Here is a 17459-nt window from a genome sequence, read left to right as displayed (position 1 = left end):
AGTGAGTATCAGACATGGAAGTGAACCAGACAATGTGCGTCTTTTTAGCGGATGTACAAGAACAGTACAACGAAGCATGCAGCTTGTTTCGAGCACGACACCGTAACGAGCTAACAGACATAGCCAAAGCTTGTGGCCTTCGCTCAAACATGTTGCGTAACAAGCTGAATATCGAGCAACCGCACGTACTTTCTTTACCTGAAATGATGGCAATTTCTAAAGCTACGGATGACTACGTAATTTTAGAAGTTGTACTTCGCCAATTAGGGCTAGTGACCGCTCATATTCCTGAGGGTGAAAGAGAAACGTTTATTAAACGTGCTCTAGACAACTCTGTGATTGCTGGAGAGATCTCTCAGCTCGCGTTAGACACGGCAGACCAAAGAGCCCTGCCTCGCTCAACTCGAAACTCAATTATCAAAACGGCACAAGCTGGTATTAGCAACTTGGTGCTGCTCATTAACGACCTAGAAGACCGCACAAGTGGTGCACACCCTTTCTTATGTATGGGTGTGGACTTGTTAGCCAACGGTGCGCCTTTACCCGGTCTTACTTAATTACGGGGTGTAATTATGAAAAAACCATTTATCGCGATTCAAATCAACTCATTAGAAGAAGCACTCAACATCGAGAATGTTGCGGCACTCACTATCTCTAAGTATCAAACGAACGAAGTTGAAGGCCAAAAGCAACTTCAGAATAACTTGATCGCATTGTGGCGCGGAATTCACAAGCAAGCGGGTGACGCTCTCGACCAGTTCAAGGTTTGCCAGAAGGAATCACTATGAAAGCTCTACTCAAAACCATCACTTCAGGTGAAGACAAGATTTATGTCTACGAAGCTGGATATGTAGAAGGCGTGAAAGCTGCTCAAGCTTATTTAGCAGGCCCTGACGGATGGGGAGCTTCTATGTACTTCCCTTTGTATAAGGTTGAAGACTTCGCTCAAAACCAAGCTCAGATTGCCAATTTCCTTGAGCTTGCTAAAGAGAAACTCGGGATGGAGAAAGAGCCATGCAATACGTAGCGGTTGCACTGAACAGCGGTGGCGGCGTGGTTCGTGATGATGAAACTAGCGAAGTTAAGAATCTTCTTATCGGTGAGTTTGATTCACCAGAGCCAGCAATCGAAGCGGCTTGTGAGCACTTCAACTGTCAGCACGTTATGAACGGCGTGATCATCAGAGGTAATCACACTGGCGGACACATGGTTATGGACACACAGGAGTTTAGCGAATTATGAGTTTTTACAAGCAAGCGCAAAAACAAGCAGTGGCGATAAAAATTGGTGATCGCTTCTTCTGTGGTTTTGGCAAGAAGCAGCGAGTTCAAACAGCTTGGAGCCTTGCAGGAGCAAGCCTGTATTTGAGTGTTTATGACGACAAGGTAAAAGAGATTCTCGCTACGTTAGAAGAAAAGAAGAAGAAACCAGAAGTGATATTTGTTGAGGTGGCAGCATGAGTGATGTGACTTTTAGACCTGCTAAATCGACAGCTGACTTGCCTATCACTTCTCCAATACATAAGCCCTGCCCTGATATGGCGGGAATGGAGAATCCAGATCCAAAGAAACGAGAGCGAGCGCGCTTTTTAGTGTCGAAGTTGCGCGAAAAACACGGCATTAAAAAGCGTGTTAAGGGCAACTCTCAGCCAATGAATTATGTATGTAGTGAAAACGGGTGCGCTGAACCTTGGGGCTCGGTAAGTAATGCGAATCCAGGGGATGTGAAGCAGTAAATGAGAAGTTATATAACAGTCCAAGCTATTCGTAATTGCGCCAAGTGCCAAAGTAGCGAAGTGTTTTGTGAACAAAGTTTAGATGACACCCCAAAACATTATGTTGCCTGTAATCAGTGTGGGCATGAGGGCAATACTGCGCAAAATTACAACCAAGCTGTAACTGAATGGAATTACCCGCCCGATAAAAAAAGCATTCGAAGTTACAAGGAATACTAAGTGTACCCATTATTTGCTCGTGAATTTTTACCTAGGTTACCTCGCATTATTCAAGATGATGTGAGGTTTCAGGTTTCCCGCCGTAAACGTCGTACTAACGCGACTCAACAGAACATCGACCGATTCACTAATGACTCAGTGAAACACGCACTCAAGTGCTCTCCATTTATTGAAGATAAATACACTTTTGTGGATGAACGAAGCAATGCACCAGAAAGGCAGCGTTTGCATAGTAGTGCGCGCAGTTCAGTAGAGCTAAATCATCGTGTTTTGATGTGTGATGAAGCATTAGAGCATTTAGCTACAAACCTTACTGAAATGTTCACACGCTTGATCCAAATGACTGAGATTGAGGAAAATGAGTCGAGTTATGTCGATGCGCTTGAAAAAGTGTTTTATGGCATTCGTGAAGATATGAAGCGTTTTTATATCAAAGCTCCACAAATTAAAAAGAAACATGAAACCATAGAGGACGCAGAGCGCGAATTAGAACGTGCTATTCGCCGCTGTCTGGATGTGAGTTATCTAGTTCGCAAGTTTAAGTTCTTACGTACCCAATATATCGAGTATTCACAAATTGCTTTGAGTCGCGTTGGCGGTAACAAAGGTCAACGTAAGTATGTATCGAGTCGTTCTTATGCCCGTTGGGAAAAGAAGCAAATCGAAGCAGAACAATTTGTAAAGTCTATGTCTGTGTTGAACGATGAGACAGGTCAAGCGTTTGATTTATCGGAAGTGGTTAAACGAACTACGGCAAACCCCGAAAACCGCCGCATTGAATTGGTGGTTCGTAGCCGTGGAGATGAAGAACGTGCAATTGAAATGGGATATGAAGGCGTTTTTGTTAACTGGACATTGCCGAGTAAATACCATCGTAATTCATCTAAATGGAACGGCTGCACACCCAAAGAGGCCCATGAAGTAATGATGGCTAAATGGCGATGTGCACGAGCTTGGTTTAAAAAACCAAAGATTGATATTCAATGGTTTGGGCTTCGTGTCGCTGAACCTCACAAGGACGGTACGCCTCATGCTCATATGTTTTTGTATGTGCACCCAAGGCAAAAGCAAGACCTGATAGACATCATTGAGGGTATTGCTATTGATGAAGATAAAAGCGAACTCATCATCAACGGTAAGCTTGATAAAACTCCTCGTATAACGATTAAAGATTGTGACCCGTCACAAGGTACGGCTACGGGTTACATCATCAAGTACATTTCCAAGAACATTAACGGTGCACATATGCCAGAAGGTGATGCGAAACAAACAGCACTTTCTGCGACAGCATGGGCGCGCATACACAGAATTAAGCAATTCTCTCAATCTGGCTCCCCTTCTGTCGGGCTCTGGCGACAATTACGCAGAGCTAATCCAACGGAAACTGCTTTCGATGAAGAGTTAGAACAACTTCGAGATCATGCTGATAACTCCCGCTGGAAAGGTTTTTGTGAATTGGGCTTCAAAGCCAAGCTAGCTTATGAAGATAAATTCAACCAGTACGGCGATACGGTAAAGCGCGTCATTGGAATCAATTGGCTTGGTAAGGTCATCGCAACATGTAGCGAGCAATTTAGTTTGGTGAAAACTAAAGACGTAAAGCGTCGTGCTCTTGATCTTAAAAAGGGCGGCGCCCTTCCTTGGAGCACTGAAAATAAGTGTAACCAGAAAGAGAAAATACCGATTTCGCCACTTGAGCAGGCATTGATGGACGTGACCGGATGGGGCGTTAAAGGGGTTCAATGCTTGCTGCGGCCATTGTCGCTTGGTGCTACTGTACCAATAGACAAACACATGTCCTTAAAACTTAGAAACGGACGGTTAGCCACAATATAAAAAGAGGCATATATGAGTTATTGGTTTGGTATTGGCTCATCAAAAGTGGAGCTTGTGGGAAGCTTTGAAACATTAGAACAAGCACAACGCGCTTATGAGTCAGAACCCGAAGCAACGGTAGGCATATTTAATGCCTCCACTGAAAATTACGCGTTAATTATGCTAGAGAAACTCAAACCCAAACCGATAGTTAGCTCTCTGCCTTTGAGAATGCGCCAAGCATACCTACTCGGCAAAAGAGGAGGGAAAAACCCCTATGCACTTGGTAGCCAAGAGTTTAACGACTTCGAAAGAGCTAGAGATAAATAGCGTTCAATGACTTAGGGGTGGGCATTGAACGTATTAATTAAAAAGGGAGATTACAACAATGCTAGTGACATGCCCGAAATGTGAAAGCAAAACTCGTATCGCGACCTCGCGTTCTATCAGTTCAGAAACACGAGAGTTGTACTGCCAATGTTTAAACCTGAATTGCGGAAAAGTGTTTGTAGCGCATACGTCGTTCTCGCACTTCATTGAACCGACAGGTCAAAAGCCAAGCTCAGAACTACAGCCCGAGCTGTGCAAAGGTGATGTGAACCAAATCGATATCTTTGAAGCAGAACAACCAAGCGCGTAAAATAGAAGCCTAGACTACGGGTGTTTTGAAAAAATGAACCTTATTCCTAAAAAGCGCCTAGATACTTTGTTTGAAGTGCTCTCAAAAAGAGATATGCCAGAACAAACTCGTAAAGCAGTTAAGTTGGTGTTTGAGTCTGGCTACTCTTACGAGCTGGCTTCACTAAGAACGGGTGTATCGAGCAAGCGTGTATCACTGGCTGTTCGCAAGCTGAACCTAATGGATGAAATATTACTAAAGGCGTATAGGGTGTGATGATGGATAGAAACTCAATGGATTTATACTTTGCTCAAGCAGCGCTGAACGATGCCATGCAAACAAACGAGAACCAGATCTTCTTATCAGCTTCGACTCTAGATAGCGAAAGAATCCGTAACCATGTTATTGATTTGGCAAAATCACAAGAGCTGAGTTTATCTGGTAACCCGTTAGTGCTACCGAATGGCGCAATGTTGTCGTTCTTACAAACCGATAGCCAAGTTTCAGGTGGGTATTCTGGGAATGCATATGTGATGAATTGCTTTGATGAAACGAGTTATTCTTATATAAATGAGTTGGTTTCTGCATGGACGATGCTGAAAAAGCACAAAGCAGCGTTTGTATCTATCGACTAAAAAGACTTAGGTTTTTATGAGTCATATTGAGTTTTTGCAAAAAGAAGCAATACAACTGCGCCAAAGGTTCATCTCCATACCCGACCTCGAATTTCCCAATAATGAACTGCAAGTTTGCGTCGTTATTGTTGGCCTATCATTACTTTCAGTTATTGGATGTCGGGTATTGGTCTAAGTCGGAAAGCATAGACAGCCGAGCTTTTAGAAAATAGAGCAATTCTGCATCACTTCTCTATAGACCCCTAGTAATGCCTCTGTATCTGCAGAAATAACAGCTTCTTGAAATGTTACAGTCTTATTGGAATGGTGCACTGAACCATGAACTTCATTGCCATAGCTTTCTAACTTGTAGCTAAATGAAGTTGGGTAAAAGTTTGTTATTTTGCCCGTAAGCTTATTTTCACCACTCAAAGTGTAAGCGACCTCTGTTCCTGATACCTCCCACTTTTGAGTGCTGCCATCTGAATTATTACAGGTAACAGTTTGAGAAGCTGCTAGTGGAGAAGAAAGTAGAAGTATAGTTAGTAATGTTTTAGTCATTATGAAATCGTAAATTAGCATCAATAATTGAGTGAAAATTTTAGCATCTCGCGCGTAAGTGATTTTCTGGTATGTGTAACATTAGGTTACTATCACTTAAATTCAGGTTCCTTTTCACACTTTGTTACATGGTCTGACAATCCCCTAACAGTCATTCACCTAAACAATAGGGATAATCTCAAATTATGAAAGGTGTTCAATGTGATATCGGGTCGTTGAATACTGAACTCTAGATAGGTAATGGCACTAAATGAAAAAAGCTTCTCTCGTATTGCTAGTATTAGGTTTCAGCGCTCCTGTAGCATCAGAACCACTATGGTCACCAACTAAGGTTGGTCAAATCTTAGGTTGTAAAGCGATTGCAGTATATGGGCAGCAAGCCGATATAGTTAAAAGCTTAGATGTATATGCTAAGAATTTTGCAGGAGGACCTATCGGAGGTATTTCGAACTTCAATCAAGACAAACAAATACAGAGCGAGTTCTATGAACTCGAAAAAGAACAATTTGCTGCTATGTCAGAGCTAATTGGAGCTGTATTTGAAGAAAGTCGAGCTGAATGGCTATGGAACAACGGTTCCTGTGTTGAGTTTTACTCCGATTCGGTTTCATTTCAGAGTTAGGTTTTATAGCCAGTTACGAAATTTTCAAAAACGAACAAAAACGATCTCGGACGATCTCTAAATCCCCTATCTAAAACAGCCCTCGATGTAGATACATCGGGGGCTGTGTTCCAATACAACTACCGAAATAAAATGCGGTTCTAAGATCGCATAATTGCAGTGTGGAATTTTGGTGTGGAGGGGTGGGTGAGTCCGAACAGGGCCTGAGCGCCCTACTCCATCACTAATTTTATTCTCGCTGCCTAATTCTGATTTTCTTCTGTAGTTGGTGGCTTTTTGATGTGGGAACGACAGTACGAGCACGCTAGATGGAATGGGCTTAAGCTCAACATCCTATCGACCGCCTTTGATGGTGGTAAGCGCTTGCAAGTCAGCGAAATCCCCTACTCTGACCTACCACACATCAAAGTCATGGGAACAAAAGCTCGTACCTACACAATTGAAGCGGTGTTCGTTGGCTCCAGTTCTCTGGCCGATGCCAATTCCCTCATTGAAAACCTAGAAGCAAAACCAACAGGCGAGCTAGAGCATCCTTGGTTGGGTGAATTACCGCTTGTCTTTGAAGACGTATCCCAAAGCATCAGTACAAAAAAAGGCTTAGTCACACTGAGCCTGAAGTTTGCTCGCGCTGGCTCTTCCCCATCAATCACTGCTCCTACTTCAGTTCGTACAAAAACGCAGGCCAACATAGTCGAGAGCTTGTCGAAACGTTCTTTCGTAACAGAAGTAAGCGGCTTGGATGTATCGGACATTCACAGGGTTCAGAGTGATGTCACCAGCGCATTGAACGTGTTGGTCGACATCACCAACCGTTTGAACCTCGAAGATGAAAACCTTCAAGACATTAACTACGCCATCAATAAAGCATTCTCGGCAGTGAGTAGCCTCAGCACCAACCCAACTGAGTTTGCTGATCTATTCTCTACGTCAGTGAATGCGGTCGCCGATGGTGTTCAAGTTGAGCCTAATTCAAGTAATGAAGCGGTAGACAACTCGCGCAGTGCTCAAGCTTTGCTGTTAAATGAAGTCAAACCGGACACGCCAACTCAGCACCACAATGTACAAATGGTGACGGGCGCGGTGAAGATGAACAAAGACATCACGCACCTAGAGAAAGGCGACCGCTTTGATATTACGCAATCGGCTAAGCAGCCTGAAACCATCAAGAATGATCTGTCTACTTTGATTGTCGGTATCGAAGAGCGCATCAAAGACACCACCCAGGTGTCGACGCTTGAAAGCATTGAGCTATTCGACGCAGTCACGACATTGAAAAGCAATGTGAAGGTTCAGCAAGATAAGGTGGTCAGCGGTACTGCGCCCCATAGAACGGTGCAGTCACCACGCTTTCAATCTGCGCTGACGATTGCACACGATGAGTTCACTCAAGAAAAAGTCATCACGAAAATGAATGCACTGCAGCACCCGCTTTTCATTCGTGGTGACATCGCCGTGAGGGATGTGTCATGAACACGCTAACGATGCACATCGATGGCAAGCAGCGTGCCTTCTATCAAGCGAATCTCAACTACTCTATTGAACAGCTGGCCCACACGTTCAGTTGCTCAATTGAGCCTATGAGTATTGAAAGCCCGTTATCGGTCGAGTTCTTCCTTAACGACAAGTCGATTCTGATTGGTCAGATTGATGGTGTGGATTCCAATACCGATTCAAGCGCTCACGCTGTTTCCATTTCAGGCCGATCGAAGAGTGCCAACATGATTGATTCACGCATCACGATGGATGCGCTTTATAACTTGAACATGGAAGAACTACTTCGCCATGTCGCCAAGCCATTTGGTTTGAAAGTGAAAAGCCTGGTGAAGAGTATGCCGGTCATCCCTGAGTTTCAGATAAATGCAGAATCACCCGTAGAGAACGTGGCGCAACTCATTCGAGAGCAAGGCTTTATGTTGGTTGAGCGCAATGGCGTGTTGATCATTGAAAACACCGCACATGCAACTATCAGCAACATTGGCCTAGAAACGGGCAACAACATCGACAGCCTGGACATCAAGCGCACCTTCAATCAGCAATTTCACACCATTGATGTGCAAGGCCAGTGGGATGACGCAAGCGCACAGGTCATCAATCCAAACGTCGAGAGCTCACGCACCATGGTGATCACCTGTGACCAATTGCAAAACCGTGAAGCTTGCCTGTCTCGTGCTAAATATGAGCGCAACCTCGCCATTGCTCAAAGCCTGACTGCATCAAGCACAATTGCCGACATATTCCCTGAGTTGGCCATTGATGGATTAAACCGAGTGATTCGAGTCGCTGACCAAGAGCAAAGCTTCAGTGAGATGTTGGTGATCAAGTCGCTTGGCCTGTCAGCATCTGAAAGCTCTACAGAAACATCGGTTGAGCTGTTTAGGCCGTTTAAGGAGCAAAGCTATGTCTAGTGCTCTGCAGCAACAACAGCGATTAATGGCCAGAATTAAAAACGTGATTGGCACCGGCACTGTCACAGGTGCAACCACAGGTCGATTACAAATCAAAACCGCGACAGGCCGAACCAACGACAAAATAAAACGCGTGCACAACTACGGATTTATGAGCCGTCCATTACCTGGGGCGAAAACTTACAACCTGTTCATTGGTGGAACCACATCTCGCGGCATTACCGTGAACGTAGAAGACGAACGTCACCAAATAGAGTTGCAGCCTGGTGAAGTCGCGATACTCGATGACAAAGGCAACCTTGTTCATTTCACGCAGCAAGGTATCAAGATAAACGCCTGCGCAAAGTTAGAAGTGATATCGGCGCAAGAAACCACAGTGAACGCAACGGCTGTGAACGTTACCGCACCTAAATCCACGTTTTCTGGTGATGTAGAAATCGGCGGTAATCTGAAAGTCACCAAGAACGCTGATGTCACCGGTTCTGTGGGTGGTGCGTCCGGTACGTTCGGCGGTGTCAAAGTTGAAAAGCATGACCACGATTACACCGACGACGGGACAACAAGAACCACCAAGGGGCCAAACAAAGGATGAGCCATTTCAAATTAACCGCCCTGACAGCACCGCTCAGCTCTAAAGAGGGATTAACCCACGCTGTTTTGCAGAGTGTTTATAACTATGCCGAATCGACTCAAAACGATCGCGCCCGTATGGCACGCAATGAGCGCGGCGGCACTTGGAGCAATGAGTTGATAAACGTGGTCGGCTCTCGTGATTGGACGCTCAAACGAGCAAAGCTCACAGACGAAACATTAAGCCTCGCTAAGCGGTTTTGTGAAGAGTCGCTCGCTTGGCTCATTACCGACGGCCACGCCAAAGCAGTTGAAGTTTCAGTATGGCGAGAGAAGACAAACCAAATGGGTCGCAATGTGATGATCATCTTAGCCGATGGCTCTCAGTTTGATGTTCCACTTTCAAAGGTTAACCAATGAGTACACAACGAAGCCTAGACAGTCTGATTGCTCGCGCAGAAGCTAATCTAGTGTCTGAAACAGGGCAAAACAACCCCGCAACCAAAGCGATAGCCGCGGCCATTGCTGGCGTCAGCTATGGGCAATATGGTTATCAAGATTTGCTTTTCAGGCAACTGCATCCAGAGACTTGCTCTGAAGAGTGGTTATACCTACACGCCAATCGCCATAAAGCCCCTCGATTGCTGCCCACGTTCGCAACGGGTCGAGTCCAGTTCACTGAACTTGGTGGCACGGTGGTGATCAAAAAAGGCACCCGTTTAACGCATGCCAATCACGAGTACGAAACCACCAAAGAGCAATACAGCAACGTCCCCACTGACGTCATTGCGCTTGAATCTGGCGTAGATAGTAATCTTCCCGAAGGTGCAGTGCTTACGTTAAGCGAAGGGCTGAGCAGTATAGACCCAAACAGTGTGCTTTCACTTAGCATTGGCGGAGGCGCCAATATTGAAGAGCTAGAACACTGGCGAGTGCGTGTCATCGTTGCCTTTGAAAAGAACGAACTGATTGGCAAAGCATCGGATTACGAAGTGTGGGCAGTATCGGCTCACTCAGATGTAGATTTTGCTTGGGCGCTTGATAACACCCCAGAGCGAGGCATGGTTGAAGTGTATATCGGTGCGCGAGAAAACAACCCAACGTTAAGCGCTGAAGTGGTCAACTTAGTGCAAGACACCTTTGAAGACAATCGACTCGCAGGTTGTCACCCATTGGCTCACCTACCAGAGCAAGTCCCAATCAATATCGAGATCCAAGGTATTGAAGACCAAGTGGTGCGTGACGATGTGGTCACTGCACTCGAAAACTTAGTGAAAGAGAAAATGGGCAACATCGACCCGACAACCCAAAAGCCGGAATCCATCACCAACACCGAAATTGTTTTAACTATCTCTACTGTGACCAACAACTTTATTGTTCGCTCTCCGGTTGGAGAAGTCGCCATTAACAACAATCAGATACATGTATTAGGAGGTGTGACGTGGACACCTCCGACTTAATTATTGAATACAGTGCCGGTGATTTTGAAGGCGCCTATCGTGGGCTATTACCCAAAGGCGAATACTGGCAAGACACCGAGAACCTTGAGCTTGCCAGCACCATTAAAGGCATTGCCAAAGACTTCAAGAAAACCCATGACGAGATTGAACTGTCGTTATTAACGGAGTTTGAAGAGCAACAATTTGGTTGGAAGATTTCAGACTATCAACGGCTCTTGATGACGATGGGTTCAAACGGTGTCGTGTATGACGAGGTCGCAAGCCCAAACCTCATCAAAATAGACCTGTATAGCTACAACAATGACGCGGCCTTTAAAGCGCTAGAAGAAAAACGACTGCCCCACACCGAATTTCATTGGATTTATCCGTTTGATGCAGAAACAAAGTTTGAACAGGTCACAGCCTTAACCATTAAGCCAGAATTTAGCTCTCAGCTTGAACTAGAAGCTGAAGCCCCCTTTCTGTGCTGCACCGCCATAACTTGGCAACTTGAAATAGGAGACACCAAATGAGCACACTGCAAGCTATTCCAACTCAGCACGGAATAGATATTTTAAACGGTGAGCTGAAAAATACTGTAACCAAGTATCGGCTCATTGGCGCGTTAACCCATGACGCACCAAGTGAATCATTGTATTCATTCTATGAAAGCACCGTTGAAACCAGTTACTACGATGACAATGGCGTTCTAACCTTCATCTTGAATCTGCCTATTGAGCAGCACTTTGATGAGTACCTACACCAAATCCATGTACTTGATAGCAATGACCAGGCAGTGATCGAATGCTCGACACCAAAAGTGGCACTCGCCAAAGGTATCGGCGGCATGGTGACATTGAAAGCGTCGATATCTGGTGAAGCTGGAACGGTCATATTTAAGCACGGGGAGTTCGTGACTGAGACAGAGCTATTAGAGGTCCATCTTGCACAATATATGAGAACGGAAGATTTCGTTGGTCTCATTTTCCCAGACTCTACAGTAGTCCCAATGCGAGCTATAGCTTTCCTAGCTGACGGCTCATCATACCAAGTCATAGACTACCCAAAGCTGATGGGAAAGGTGCAAGGCACATCAATAATGGTCGCTCAATCACTCATTGAGGCAGAGCCAGAAAAATACGCAGCGTGCTTTGGTATCAGTGATGATGGTGTGTGGTTTACTACGCCTAATTATCCATTGCGCCCACACTTGGCAGCCGCAGGGATGTTTGGTGTTGTAGGAACTACGATAGGTGACCAGATTAGAAATATTACAGCGAATGTTTTTGGTTCATCTACCAGTGGTGGAACGCGCTTATTTCGAGATAGTAACGGAGCATTTGGTCAAAATACCCCACAAGGAAGTTTTATTGTAAGTTCATCTGCTCAAGGTAATGCTGTTAGTTCTCAACATTATGCGTCGGATAACCTTTATTTTGATGCGTCAAATGTCGTGCCAACAGGCAATCACAATGAAGTAAACTCTTCCTTTCTTAATTTCTACATCATTCACGGAGAATCGGCATGAATGAGTCACTAATCTTATATATCACATCGCATAAAAATGGTGAGTTGCTGGGTACTTGCGAAGCCCATCGAGATATCAAACAACCTGATCGTTTTGTGATCCCGCCCTATTACACACCGAATGCTTATCCTAGTGACACACTGACAAGCACCGAGTATTGGGCGCTATTAGATAGTAACGATAAGCCTGTCCGTGATTATCTAAATGGTGCATGGGTGAAGACTGAACGACAGCAAAAAGTCAACGCTTACAATAAGCAAACCATGCAACCAAAAAAGTTTGATGATACATCTTTGGTTACCGATGAATACACGTTAGAAAAACCGTCAACACAATGGGACGAATGGATTAACGACGCTTGGGTAACGAACAAGAGCAATCAATACATCGCTGAATATAACCAAGTCGACAACGTTCGCCGTGGGCTATACGTTCAGATATGCGATCCCTTAATTGCTGAAGCCAACATTAAGCGCTTACAAGGTTTTGATGTTGATACACAAACAATAGAAGCTCAAGCCTTAGCTGCCCGTGACAAAATCCAAACAGAGCACCCGTGGCCGACACCGCCTGTCACCTAATATCAACCCTATTCAAACCCAGCCATTGCGCTGGGTTTTCTACATTTTCCATCTAGAATTCGCCCCAATATCCGCCACTTAACCACCACGGTAAACTAAGCCTAGTTCATTACATTAGGTCGCCAGCATGGAAACATTAGCCACAGCACTTATTAAGAAACATGAAGGTCTTCGGCTTAAGCCGTATCGATGCAGTGTGGGAAAACTCACTATTGGTTATGGCCGCAACCTTAGTGACAACGGCATTACCCTAGAAGAAGCCGAACAGCTACTTCAACACAATATTGACGAAGTGATTCAACAGGCTCAAACCTTGCCTTTCTTCAATGTATTGAATGACGTTCGCCAGGCTGTGATTGTCGACATGATCTTCAATATGGGCTTGCCACGTTTTCAGAAATTCAAAAAGACCATTGCTCTAATTGAACAGCAAGCTTGGCAGGCGGCCGCTAATGAAATGTTAAACAGTCGCTGGGCAAGACAGGTGGGTAACCGCTCTCAAACGCTCAGTGACATGATGCGTTATGGAACTGAACCAACACAAAAGTAAGGAGTGGTTATGAACTTTATTACCGGCATTTTAGGTAAAACCCTGTGGGAAGTGCTGAAAGGCTTAATCTTACAAGTCGCATGGAAAGTGATTCTTGAGCGCTTCGCCTCTCGTCTTGTAATTTGGGGCTTAGAAAAGCTTAAAACCCTCACAACGAACGATGTCACACAAGAAACAGTGAATGACATTATCCATTCACTGAAAGGTAAAAAACTCAAAGAGGTCGAACAATGGGAATGACAATAGATCCGAACTGGCTTAACGCAGTGATAGCGTTTTGTACCTTTGTCACCCTTATCCTTAGCTTACTGATTGGTTACCTCTTTCGGCTATCGAAAGAGCTTGGTGAGCACAAGACTCACGTAGCGGAAACCTACGCCACCAAAGATGATGTCAAAGAGCTAGGCGACAGAATAGAACGCAACATGGTGAAAGAGTTCGACCGCTTGCATACCTTACTTCAAGGTAAAGAAGCCGCATAAAGATACCGCCTTTAATTGGCGGTATCTTTTGTATGGATTAGCGCTCACTTTAATTACCGCTCGTTATACCTAGCAAATCTAGAAACTTGTACTGAAAGTACGAATAGACAACGAACGTTATAAATGTGTGTTAAAGATCAAATATTAGATATTCAATTTATAAATGTCTCTTTATTAAATACATTAAAACCTGATACGCTACTTGTTGAATATTTAATAAAAACATCAATAAAATGAGTACATTAGTATGAAAAAAACAATATTTGCCCTTTCAGTTTCCACTTTGTTTTCAGTAACCGCAGTTGCTTCAGATTATATAGTAGGTGAGCCTCAGGAACTTTTGCCGAGTGAAGATATTAAGAATTTTTCAATGGTAGATCTTAACGGTGACGGTGTCGATGAACTGGTTTTTGTTACTGAAAATGGTCAACTAAAATACGCTCCGCTAATCGGCCTTGGACATGGTCTAGTTGATTCGAGTGCTTTTGAGCGCTTTAAAAAGGGTAGTGACTATCTCATGAATATTTCAATTAATGGGGATTACGCCAAAAATACGAAACTCTCGGTAATGAGTGACGGCAATGTTGGCATAATTACCAATAGTTCGTATAAATGTCTGGCTAAGGTGTATTTAGAGAATAACAAAGTAACCGCTGAATACAGTAGTTCATTCTATAATGCAGCCTATGAGTTCACATATATTTCTGACGACTACGTAGTAGGGAAAATGAAATGTACAAGTAAAGATGGCATAGACCAAAGTGAGGAAGTGTCATTTACAGCGACAAGTAGATAATACTAGTTAGCAATATCCTGGACGAACTATGAGACTGTGGCTATCTAAACCGCAGTGTTTGTAGGCTGACCAAGAAGTGTCACATCTTAAATGTTGACACTTCGTGCTTACTTATACTTCATCAATTCTTTTGTATAACTCAGGAGCGATCACCTCACTCCCCACAAAATCATTCAACTCTTGCATCATGTCAATGAGCGGTAGCAGTTCGTTCTTATGGAACAGCCAATCGACCTTGTTCAAATCGAGTGACGTAATACTCTCGCGTCGAATGCTCATCAATTCAATGGGTACACGGTGAACCGAAAGCACCTCATTCATGGTTTGGTTCTTCACTTCTTTGTATGAGTCTTTGGCTTCAACTTGACCAATTGGCTTGAGCTCTGGGGCTTTGGTGTCTTTACCTTTGGCATTCACAAATAAGTTTTTAAACGCCATGCCCTCTTGAGCTTGAAGCTGCTTCTTGATGGCCTTTTCTTGCTTCTCTGTCATGGTTGGCTCGTTCATATACAGCAAGTAACCAGCATGGTTACCGTTACGGTAGTACTGACGACGAAACAAGGTGGCATCATCGTTCAGCCAGATAGACGTCAAAGAGCTAATGTGACTCGGCAAACCATACAGCTCTTGCGCTACATCGTAATCGCCCAAATGAAACACTTGGCCTTTCTTGTAGTCGATGCGCCCATCATCATCGTAAGCTCTTGGTTTATACGTCCACCCTAAGTCTTCACGTCTACGCATATACAAAGCAGGTATGTGTTTGAGCTTAATTGGCTCCCCCAACCCTCCATAACCTCTAATGACCTGAAAGTAAGCATTGCCAAAGGTTAAGTAATCTTGAATAAAACGCTTTGCATCTTGGCGTGAGAGCAATCCACTCAGCGCAATGGCATGCATTAACGTATTGCGCTTAAACTCAATCGCACTCGAATGCATCGGGTTCGTGCGCAGTGCCTTGGCTAAGGTATCGAGTGCAATCGGTGGTTCGTACAAACCATCAACCAACGCCACTTCTAAATAGCTCAGAATGTCGCTGTTCATCACGCTCACGGGGTTAGAAAATTCAATCTCTATCACTTGGCCTCTCCAAAATTAGGCTAGAAGAACTCGACACTGGTGTTGGTGTCATTGTTTATATCAATCGGCTCCCAACGCATTACATGCATCGAAGCCCAAGCTAAATCGGCATGAGAGCCAATTTTGCTGCGGTTGGAAACAAAGGTAATTTGGTTACTCACCTTGGTGGTTTGCTGGCGAATCATTAAGAACGAGTGAACGAGATCATCCCATTCCGCTTCAAACTGTAAGCGGCCACTGTTAATGATTTCTCTCGACTTATAGGCCATCAGTCGTTTCACTTCGGGTGAGTAATCCAGCTCGACCAGAGCTGGGTAAAACTTACGAACCAGCTCAGCGGTAGCCGAGCCTACGCCACTGGTATCCATGGCTATGTACACCACATTGTATTTCTCAGTAATACCGCGAATGGTTTCTGCCTGTTGCTCATAGCTGGAACCTTTCAGGCGAACCCGCTCAATAAATCGGAACACGCCGCCTTTACGTTTAGGTTTCAGCGCCACCACTAAGCCTGCATCATCCGAGCTTTCACCCGTTCCGCCACCTCTTGGGTCATAACCGACCAAAACTTCTGCGTTACCTACTGGCCTTGCTTTTTCGTGGTCCACATCTTTCCAAAGTGAACTGTCTGCCTTACACGCCAGTAGTGCTTTCAGTGAGAAGAACGAGGCGCTGTCGTCCAAAAACTTACAACGCAATAGATTGTCGAAAATCTCTTTAACCGGATATTTGCGCTTGAGCTTATCCATGTTGAAGAAGGTCGCGCCTTTCTTAATCGCATCATCTACCGTGATCATTTGGCGGAAGATAAAGTCGACACCCAAAGCGCCGGCTTTTAGCGCCTTGTGGCTAATATCAATGCCGTGCTCTTTCTTGCCTTGCCATTTCGCGTAGGCTTCATGGGCCATGGTGGAAGGGGTTGAAATGTAAGTGGTGCGGAACTGCGATTGCATCGACATACCGCCCGCGTAATTATCCAAATCCGCAAAACCGGGGATCCAGAACACCTCATCCCAATACATATGGCCGTTAAAACCTTGAGAGGTCGCTACGTTGGTGGACATAAAACCAAGGTTCGCGCCGTTGCTAAGCTCGATGTCGTCCTTACCTTTTAGGTCAACTTCACCAATCTCTAGCGCAAACTTACGAATGTAGTTTTTGAAGATATACGACTGCTTTTTCGACGCAGAGATAAACACCTGGTTGTCGCCAGTCAGCACCGCATCTTCAAACGCTTCAAAGGCAAAATAGAACGTAAGACCAATCTGCCGCGACTTAAGATAAAAGCGCACTTCATTGATCTCATCGTTTTGCTTATGGCCATGAATGTCCTTTTGGTATTCGAAGAAGGTTTTCTCTCGATACTCGTCCAACATCTCTTTGGTGATGTGGGATACATCGTTCTTCGTCTTATTTGGCTTGCGACCACGCTTATTCTCGCCATCACTTCGGCCAGCTGGTCGGTTGCGCCTTTGCTCAGCTTCATCACGTTTAAATTGCTGTTCGAGCAACATCTTGAGCTCACGCTCTTGGCTCTCAAGCTTTTGGTCAACCCACATCAAGTAAGCAATGCGCTGTCTCATCATTAATTCGACGGGCGCGTCATCCCTCAGCGTTTTCCAATCAAACTGAGTTATCCATTTTTGAACCGTGCGAGTGGCCACACTAACTGATTCTGCAATTTCAGCAGGCTTACGTTGGCGTAAAAACAATCCCAAAGCTTTCGTTTGGTCGGCGGTATAGAGCGGTTCGCTAACAACATTATTTTCCATGTTTGCATAGTGCTACAGCGCTTGTGATTACTCAGCTTGAACGATTTCTATATCAAGTGTTTAGAACTAGG

General features: G+C 44.7%; 27 protein-coding genes. 24 read left to right on the top strand and 3 right to left on the bottom strand.

The window, feature by feature from the left end; all coding sequences use genetic code 11:
* The first annotated feature begins 14 nt into the window (after positions 1-14).
* The 11 genes from HRQ85_RS04865 (at position 15) to HRQ85_RS04815 (ending at position 5023) form a co-directional block, all read left to right on the top strand.
* Complete coding sequence (locus tag HRQ85_RS04865; RefSeq protein WP_172378876.1) at positions 15-557, top strand: phage regulatory CII family protein; 543 nt, start codon at positions 15-17, stop codon at positions 555-557.
* A 15-nt stretch (positions 558-572) separates the two neighbouring features.
* Positions 573-788 carry a hypothetical protein gene (locus tag HRQ85_RS04860; RefSeq protein WP_172378875.1) on the top strand — a complete coding sequence of 72 codons (216 nt, stop codon included), beginning with the start codon at positions 573-575 and terminating at the stop codon, positions 786-788.
* Complete coding sequence (locus tag HRQ85_RS04855) at positions 785-1027, top strand: hypothetical protein (protein WP_172378874.1); 243 nt, start codon at positions 785-787, stop codon at positions 1025-1027. The genes HRQ85_RS04860 and HRQ85_RS04855 overlap by 4 nt, the downstream gene beginning before the upstream one ends.
* The gene (locus HRQ85_RS04850) at positions 1015-1242 is read left to right on the top strand and encodes a hypothetical protein (RefSeq protein WP_172378873.1); all 228 of its coding nucleotides are present in this window, start codon (positions 1015-1017) and stop codon (positions 1240-1242) included. Before HRQ85_RS04855 ends, HRQ85_RS04850 begins: the two co-directional genes overlap by 13 nt.
* A complete protein-coding gene (locus tag HRQ85_RS04845) occupies positions 1239-1460 on the top strand; it encodes a hypothetical protein (protein WP_102258119.1) in 222 nt (73 codons plus the stop codon). The genes HRQ85_RS04850 and HRQ85_RS04845 overlap by 4 nt, the downstream gene beginning before the upstream one ends.
* Positions 1457-1735: a hypothetical protein gene (locus tag HRQ85_RS04840; protein WP_016785360.1), complete on the top strand. Its 279-nt coding sequence runs from the start codon at positions 1457-1459 to the stop codon at positions 1733-1735. The genes HRQ85_RS04845 and HRQ85_RS04840 overlap by 4 nt, the downstream gene beginning before the upstream one ends.
* A gap of 219 nt (positions 1736-1954) precedes the next feature.
* Positions 1955-3790 carry a replication endonuclease gene (locus tag HRQ85_RS04835; RefSeq protein ID WP_172378872.1) on the top strand — a complete coding sequence of 612 codons (1836 nt, stop codon included), beginning with the start codon at positions 1955-1957 and terminating at the stop codon, positions 3788-3790.
* 12 nt (positions 3791-3802) lie between these two features.
* A complete protein-coding gene (locus HRQ85_RS04830; protein WP_108167641.1) occupies positions 3803-4099 on the top strand; it encodes a hypothetical protein in 297 nt (98 codons plus the stop codon).
* A 58-nt stretch (positions 4100-4157) separates the two neighbouring features.
* Positions 4158-4409, top strand: a complete 252-nt coding sequence (locus tag HRQ85_RS04825; protein ID WP_108020906.1) for an ogr/Delta-like zinc finger family protein — start codon at positions 4158-4160, stop codon at positions 4407-4409.
* A gap of 33 nt (positions 4410-4442) precedes the next feature.
* Positions 4443-4664, top strand: coding sequence for a hypothetical protein (locus HRQ85_RS04820; RefSeq protein ID WP_172378871.1), 222 nt, complete (start codon positions 4443-4445; stop codon positions 4662-4664).
* A gap of 17 nt (positions 4665-4681) precedes the next feature.
* The gene (locus tag HRQ85_RS04815) at positions 4682-5023 is read left to right on the top strand and encodes a terminase large subunit domain-containing protein (protein ID WP_172378870.1); all 342 of its coding nucleotides are present in this window, start codon (positions 4682-4684) and stop codon (positions 5021-5023) included.
* 201 nt (positions 5024-5224) lie between these two features.
* Here HRQ85_RS04815 and HRQ85_RS04810 read toward each other — a convergent pair whose 3' ends face one another.
* Positions 5225-5563 (bottom strand): hypothetical protein, encoded by a 339-nt coding sequence (locus HRQ85_RS04810; RefSeq protein ID WP_172378869.1) that lies wholly within the window; start codon positions 5561-5563, stop codon positions 5225-5227.
* A 250-nt stretch (positions 5564-5813) separates the two neighbouring features.
* On the opposite strand from HRQ85_RS04810, the gene HRQ85_RS04805 reads away from it, so the two are divergent.
* From HRQ85_RS04805 to HRQ85_RS04745, 13 genes are all read left to right on the top strand, one after another.
* On the top strand, positions 5814-6185 hold the full coding sequence (locus tag HRQ85_RS04805; RefSeq protein WP_172378868.1) for a hypothetical protein: 372 nt from the start codon (positions 5814-5816) through the stop codon (positions 6183-6185).
* Between the two features lie 279 nt (positions 6186-6464).
* On the top strand, positions 6465-7655 hold the full coding sequence (locus HRQ85_RS04800; RefSeq protein ID WP_172378867.1) for a DNA circularization N-terminal domain-containing protein: 1191 nt from the start codon (positions 6465-6467) through the stop codon (positions 7653-7655).
* Complete coding sequence (locus HRQ85_RS04795) at positions 7652-8590, top strand: phage tail protein (RefSeq protein WP_172378866.1); 939 nt, start codon at positions 7652-7654, stop codon at positions 8588-8590. The genes HRQ85_RS04800 and HRQ85_RS04795 overlap by 4 nt, the downstream gene beginning before the upstream one ends.
* On the top strand, positions 8583-9182 hold the full coding sequence (locus tag HRQ85_RS04790) for a phage baseplate assembly protein V (protein ID WP_172378865.1): 600 nt from the start codon (positions 8583-8585) through the stop codon (positions 9180-9182). Before HRQ85_RS04795 ends, HRQ85_RS04790 begins: the two co-directional genes overlap by 8 nt.
* Positions 9179-9580: a phage GP46 family protein gene (locus HRQ85_RS04785; RefSeq protein WP_172378864.1), complete on the top strand. Its 402-nt coding sequence runs from the start codon at positions 9179-9181 to the stop codon at positions 9578-9580. Before HRQ85_RS04790 ends, HRQ85_RS04785 begins: the two co-directional genes overlap by 4 nt.
* Complete coding sequence (locus HRQ85_RS04780; RefSeq protein ID WP_172378863.1) at positions 9577-10620, top strand: baseplate J/gp47 family protein; 1044 nt, start codon at positions 9577-9579, stop codon at positions 10618-10620. Before HRQ85_RS04785 ends, HRQ85_RS04780 begins: the two co-directional genes overlap by 4 nt.
* Complete coding sequence (locus HRQ85_RS04775) at positions 10602-11132, top strand: hypothetical protein (RefSeq protein WP_172378862.1); 531 nt, start codon at positions 10602-10604, stop codon at positions 11130-11132. Before HRQ85_RS04780 ends, HRQ85_RS04775 begins: the two co-directional genes overlap by 19 nt.
* On the top strand, positions 11129-12127 hold the full coding sequence (locus tag HRQ85_RS04770) for a hypothetical protein (protein ID WP_172378861.1): 999 nt from the start codon (positions 11129-11131) through the stop codon (positions 12125-12127). The genes HRQ85_RS04775 and HRQ85_RS04770 overlap by 4 nt, the downstream gene beginning before the upstream one ends.
* A complete protein-coding gene (locus HRQ85_RS04765) occupies positions 12124-12708 on the top strand; it encodes a hypothetical protein (RefSeq protein ID WP_172378860.1) in 585 nt (194 codons plus the stop codon). Before HRQ85_RS04770 ends, HRQ85_RS04765 begins: the two co-directional genes overlap by 4 nt.
* Before the next feature lie 127 nt (positions 12709-12835).
* The gene (locus HRQ85_RS04760) at positions 12836-13258 is read left to right on the top strand and encodes a glycoside hydrolase family protein (protein WP_172378859.1); all 423 of its coding nucleotides are present in this window, start codon (positions 12836-12838) and stop codon (positions 13256-13258) included.
* A 9-nt stretch (positions 13259-13267) separates the two neighbouring features.
* Positions 13268-13498, top strand: coding sequence for a hypothetical protein (locus HRQ85_RS04755; protein ID WP_102561736.1), 231 nt, complete (start codon positions 13268-13270; stop codon positions 13496-13498).
* Positions 13489-13740: a hypothetical protein gene (locus HRQ85_RS04750; RefSeq protein WP_172378858.1), complete on the top strand. Its 252-nt coding sequence runs from the start codon at positions 13489-13491 to the stop codon at positions 13738-13740. The genes HRQ85_RS04755 and HRQ85_RS04750 overlap by 10 nt, the downstream gene beginning before the upstream one ends.
* A gap of 247 nt (positions 13741-13987) precedes the next feature.
* On the top strand, positions 13988-14536 hold the full coding sequence (locus HRQ85_RS04745) for a hypothetical protein (protein WP_172378857.1): 549 nt from the start codon (positions 13988-13990) through the stop codon (positions 14534-14536).
* A 111-nt stretch (positions 14537-14647) separates the two neighbouring features.
* On the opposite strand, the gene HRQ85_RS04740 is transcribed toward HRQ85_RS04745, so the two are convergent.
* On the bottom strand, positions 14648-15616 hold the full coding sequence (locus tag HRQ85_RS04740) for a phage portal protein (protein ID WP_172378856.1): 969 nt from the start codon (positions 15614-15616) through the stop codon (positions 14648-14650).
* Between the two features lie 20 nt (positions 15617-15636).
* Complete coding sequence (locus HRQ85_RS04735; RefSeq protein WP_172378855.1) at positions 15637-17388, bottom strand: terminase large subunit domain-containing protein; 1752 nt, start codon at positions 17386-17388, stop codon at positions 15637-15639.
* Positions 17389-17459: the final 71 nt, after the last annotated feature.

This window comes from Vibrio sp. Vb339, assembly GCF_902751245.1.
Lineage (GTDB): Bacteria > Pseudomonadota > Gammaproteobacteria > Enterobacterales > Vibrionaceae > Vibrio > Vibrio coralliirubri.
This window is presented reverse-complemented; position numbering and strand designations above follow the sequence as displayed.